6 protein-coding genes are annotated in these 4,167 nt (G+C 42.3%); 5 read left to right on the plus strand and 1 reads right to left on the minus strand.

The annotated features are described in order from the left end of the window. Positions 1-214 precede the first annotated feature (214 nt). The 5 genes from F6J94_RS31150 (at position 215) to F6J94_RS31170 (ending at position 2,450) form a co-directional block, all read left to right on the plus strand. Positions 215-460, plus strand: a complete 246-nt coding sequence (locus F6J94_RS31150) for a hypothetical protein (protein WP_293047344.1) — start codon at positions 215-217, stop codon at positions 458-460. After that, the gene (locus tag F6J94_RS31155; RefSeq protein ID WP_293019258.1) at positions 453-584 is read left to right on the plus strand and encodes a hypothetical protein; all 132 of its coding nucleotides are present in this window, start codon (positions 453-455) and stop codon (positions 582-584) included. Before F6J94_RS31150 ends, F6J94_RS31155 begins: the two co-directional genes overlap by 8 nt. A gap of 241 nt (positions 585-825) precedes the next feature. Beyond that, positions 826-1,323 carry a DUF4365 domain-containing protein gene (locus tag F6J94_RS31160; protein ID WP_293047346.1) on the plus strand — a complete coding sequence of 166 codons (498 nt, stop codon included), beginning with the start codon at positions 826-828 and terminating at the stop codon, positions 1,321-1,323. Continuing rightward, on the plus strand, positions 1,323-1,787 hold the full coding sequence (locus F6J94_RS31165; RefSeq protein ID WP_293019261.1) for a DUF4365 domain-containing protein: 465 nt from the start codon (positions 1,323-1,325) through the stop codon (positions 1,785-1,787). The genes F6J94_RS31160 and F6J94_RS31165 overlap by 1 nt, the downstream gene beginning before the upstream one ends. Before the next feature lie 54 nt (positions 1,788-1,841). Continuing rightward, positions 1,842-2,450: a hypothetical protein gene (locus tag F6J94_RS31170; protein ID WP_293047348.1), complete on the plus strand. Its 609-nt coding sequence runs from the start codon at positions 1,842-1,844 to the stop codon at positions 2,448-2,450. Between the two features lie 93 nt (positions 2,451-2,543). Here F6J94_RS31170 and F6J94_RS31175 read toward each other — a convergent pair whose 3' ends face one another. Continuing rightward, positions 2,544-3,767 (minus strand): chromate transporter, encoded by a 1,224-nt coding sequence (locus F6J94_RS31175; RefSeq protein ID WP_293047350.1) that lies wholly within the window; start codon positions 3,765-3,767, stop codon positions 2,544-2,546. Between the last annotated feature and the right edge of the window lie 400 nt (positions 3,768-4,167).

Consider the following 4,167-nt stretch of genomic DNA (forward strand, 5'->3'; position numbering starts at 1 on the left):
CAGCCCAGGTGGGGTCGCAATTTGGCTCGAAGTTGGTTAATCTGTTCCATGAGGGTTTGTGGTCTTTGTGGTAATTTCCATCAAACCCTCTCCCTGGCACTTTTTGCAACTTTTGTCCTGTACTGAGGTAAGTCAGTCGTTAAACCCTACAATAACAAGTTACTCCTTATCAATTGTAGAAAAGTATGCTCCAATTTAAAGGAGTGTGAGAGAATTGAACAAGTTAAGCATTTCTCTATTTCCTATGACAGTAGTGGAGTTATTTCCTACTCTGAAAGGTTTAAACCGTGCAGACAAACTGAAAGTCATTCAGTTTTTGGTAGCAGAGCTAGCTAGGAAAGAGGAACCTACCTTAGAACCAGGAGCTACCTATCCAGTTTGGTCGCCCCTTAACTCTCATCAAGCCGCTAATCAACTCGCTCAACTGTTGGAATCGGAGCAACCTAACTCCAATGGGTAATGCTCGACGATTCAACTTTACCGAGGAACAAATTAATGCTGCTCTGGCCTACATTAAGACCAATCGTGCTGAACTCAGAGCTGAGTATCAAATTGTATTGAAAGAAGCTACCGCCAATGGCTGATAGCTGAATAACTAAGCTGAAAACCAATCGAAATTTCGGCTAATCAACAATTCTGTCTTCTTGGCATGGTGAGTGTTTTTCATCGCAATAGGTTGTATAGCAAATTCATAGCGACTTGCTAGATCCCTTGTTTATTATGTACGAAGTGTTATTGGAAGTAAAAAAACAGTCTAGGTTTACATTTAATTTAGAAACGCTCTGGAGTTATACTTTTAGGGAAGTATTCTGATGCCAACGATTAGTGGACAAAAGAGAAGTTATTGGACAACGAGGCGAATCTATTTTTATAGTTATCATAACACGTAAGCATCCAACGCGCGGTTACCTATTCGATCATCCACGATTTCTTGGGGAAAAGAAGCGGACTATAGACTTTTATGTAGAACTCTTTCATGATGAGTCTTTGATACCTTTTTTCTTTGTGCAAGTTAAGTCAACATATGAGGGTTACACTGTAAAAGAGCATCGGCTAAAAGTTCAAGTTACAGCCACTGATATCAAGCGTCTTGCTGCTTACCCTGCTCCAACCTATATTGTTGGTATCGATGAATCAAGAGAGCGAGGTTACATTGTGTCAGCTAATGGGGAATGTCAAACAGGACTTTCAAGTCTATGTACTGACTATCCTCTCAATCCAGATGCATTAGCGCTACTATGGGATGAGGTGGCAGCCTACTGGACTTCTCCCACCTACCCAGCATTCCGGTCAGCCTTTTGTGATCCGAAGTGGAGGCAGTAATGAAGCGAGATTTAGATTATTTCATTGGTGAGCGTGCTGAACATCTGGCAATAGTATACTTGACACGTAGCCACGATCTAGTTGTGGAAAGGATGAAAGCTGATTATGGGCTAGATATGTTGGTAACAATACTACAGGATAAATTACCGACAGGAAGGGTTTTTGGTGTTCACATCAAAGGTCGAGACAAAGCTTTCAACGACATACAGCAAGAAGCTTCATTAGTTTTGTCTGACCAAGAAAAGAAGTACTTTCAAGATTTGCCCTTCCCGGTATGTGTATTGTTTTTCACTATGGACGATGACAGGGGCTATTACCGATGGTTGAAGTATCCAAGTGAATCCAACCAGAGCCTTTATACTCTTGAAAACAATCAATGGCGTTCCCTGGATCAGGAGCAGGTTAGCCAGATAATCGCAGACGTAAATGCTTGGTATAATCGAAAGCACCAATCCGCCGCATAACAACACCCATGCACCCGAGCGCCTTATTCTTAGGCTCAAAATCAGGAGACTTACGTGGCATACAGTGACTTTACTCTCAAGAAAGTCAAGCTTGACTTCAATATCCAGACTGTGGAGGAGCAGTCACTATTTTCCAATAGTGAAGAAATTGAAATAAGTGATTATCTCGCACAGACCTTAAAAAGAAATGTTCCTTTAGCGTTAGCCATTAATACGGAAAAAGCTAGATCAGAACTCATCATTATTAATATTTTACTGGAAGTTAAAGAAAAATCCTATGATCAAAAAATTAGTCTATTCTCAGGGATTGATTTTAATGTAGATAAGGAAAAAGGCTTAACTGTATTTTGCGATTATATCATTAGCGGTTCAGAAGAACAGTTATATTTAGAGTTACCCGTAATTACAATAGTTGAAGCTAAGAATGAAAATATTATTTCTGGCTTAGGTCAATGTATTGCGGAAATGCATGCTGCTCAACTTTTTAATCAAGAAGCAAGTCATGAGTTATCCTGTGTATATGGTGCAGTAACAACAGGAGATGAATGGAGATTTGTTAAGCTTGATAACAATGTCGCTTATATAGATAATGATAGCTATTATATTAACAACATTAATAAAATTATTGGGATTCTAGTGAACATGGTTAAAGGAGAAGCCTAAGACGTAAGCATTCAGCGGTCAGCGGTCAGCGGTCAGTGGTCAGTATTCTCCCGATTCCCGATTCCCGATTCCCGACTCCCGATTCTTGATTCCCTAAAACCCAATCGACAACTGGGCTAATTGTGAAATAAATCCTATAATTCCGCCGATTAACACTAACCATAGGGAATTTACCTTAAAGCGAAATACCAGCACCGCACTAGTTATTGCCACCATAACGGTTAACCAATCTACTAAAGCAGTACGTGCTAAGATATACGTTACTCCTGTCATCAGTCCTAAGGAAGCGGCATTAACACCGTCGAGGAATCCACTTGCCCAGGGGGATTGGCGTAGCTTAGGCACCCAAGGATTGAGGATTCCGACTAACACAAAGGCAGGCAAAAAGATTCCAACGGTGGCAGCGATTGCGCCAACATTTCCATTCAGGAGATAGCCAATGAAGGTAGCAGTGGTAAACACAGGACCGGGAGTGACTTGACCGATTGCGATCGCATCAATTAGTTGTTGGGAAGTAAGCCATTGGTGGCGCTCTACTAAATCTTGTTGTAGAAATGCCAACAGCACATAGCCACTACCATATAGAACGGAGCCAATTTTTAGGAAGAATAGGAAGACACTAGCAGAAGATAGGGAAGCGGCGGATGGTACACCGGTCTGGGCTAAAAGACTAGAGAAAGGCACAAGTAAAGCACCTGTGATATTGTTTCCTCTACGCCAAAGAGTTTTAACTACCATTACCGCAGCTCCGACCAACAGCAGTAAGAGAATTTCATGGGTACCTAAGAAGAAAGCGATAGTAGCTGCAACTCCTGCTACTGTGGTGGGAATATCTTTTGCTGCTTTTTTCCCCAACTTCCATAACGCTCGTAAAACAATAGCGATGATAACTGGTTTGATACCATAGAGGAGCCACTCTACCTGGGGCACACTCTGGTAACGGGCATAAATTGCTGCCATTATCCAGACAATCACCATTGCTGGCAAGATAAAACAAGAACCAGCAACAAACAGTCCTCGCCATCCTGCTCGCTCATAACCGATGTGAATCGCTAATTCTGTAGAGTTAGGGCCTGGAAGAAGATTGGTAACGCCCAGTAGATCCAGCAGCTTCTCATGACTCATCCACTGTCGTCGCTTCACTACTTCATCATCCATCATGGCGATGTGAGCAGCTGGGCCACCAAAGGCAATTGTCCCCAATTTAAAAAAGACTAGCGCTAATTCTTTGAGTCGTTGCCCCTGTTCTTGTCGGGATAGTTGAGCTTCAGAACTGTTGTGCTGGTCAGGCTGAATATCTTCTATTTCGTTAGACACTGGTTTGACTCCAACGGTGTCAAGGTTAATATACCAAAGGGAAGAGGGAACAGGGAATAGGGAATAGGGAGTCGGGAATCGGGAATCGGGAATCGGGAGTCGGTAGTCGGGAGTCGGGAGTCGGGAATCGGGGTAATAAAATTTAATTTATAGTTATTTGCAGATAACTTATTATAGATAGTTCAGCAGTTATCTTACAGCTATCAGCTATCAGATAACTGCGATGCTCTTTCAGAGCCGCTACGCGATTGGCCGTAGGCCACGCTACGCGAACGTGTTTTTTGAGGTTATTGTATTGGTTATTGAGCAATTCGTGTAGGAATTTTAATAATTTTTGATGCCCTATTCCCTACTCCCTACTCCCTACTCCCTACTCCCTACTCCCTACTCCCTACTCCCA

Origin of the sequence: Moorena sp. SIO1F2 (assembly GCF_010672755.1) — a bacterium.
GTDB lineage: Bacteria > Cyanobacteriota > Cyanobacteriia > Cyanobacteriales > Coleofasciculaceae > Moorena.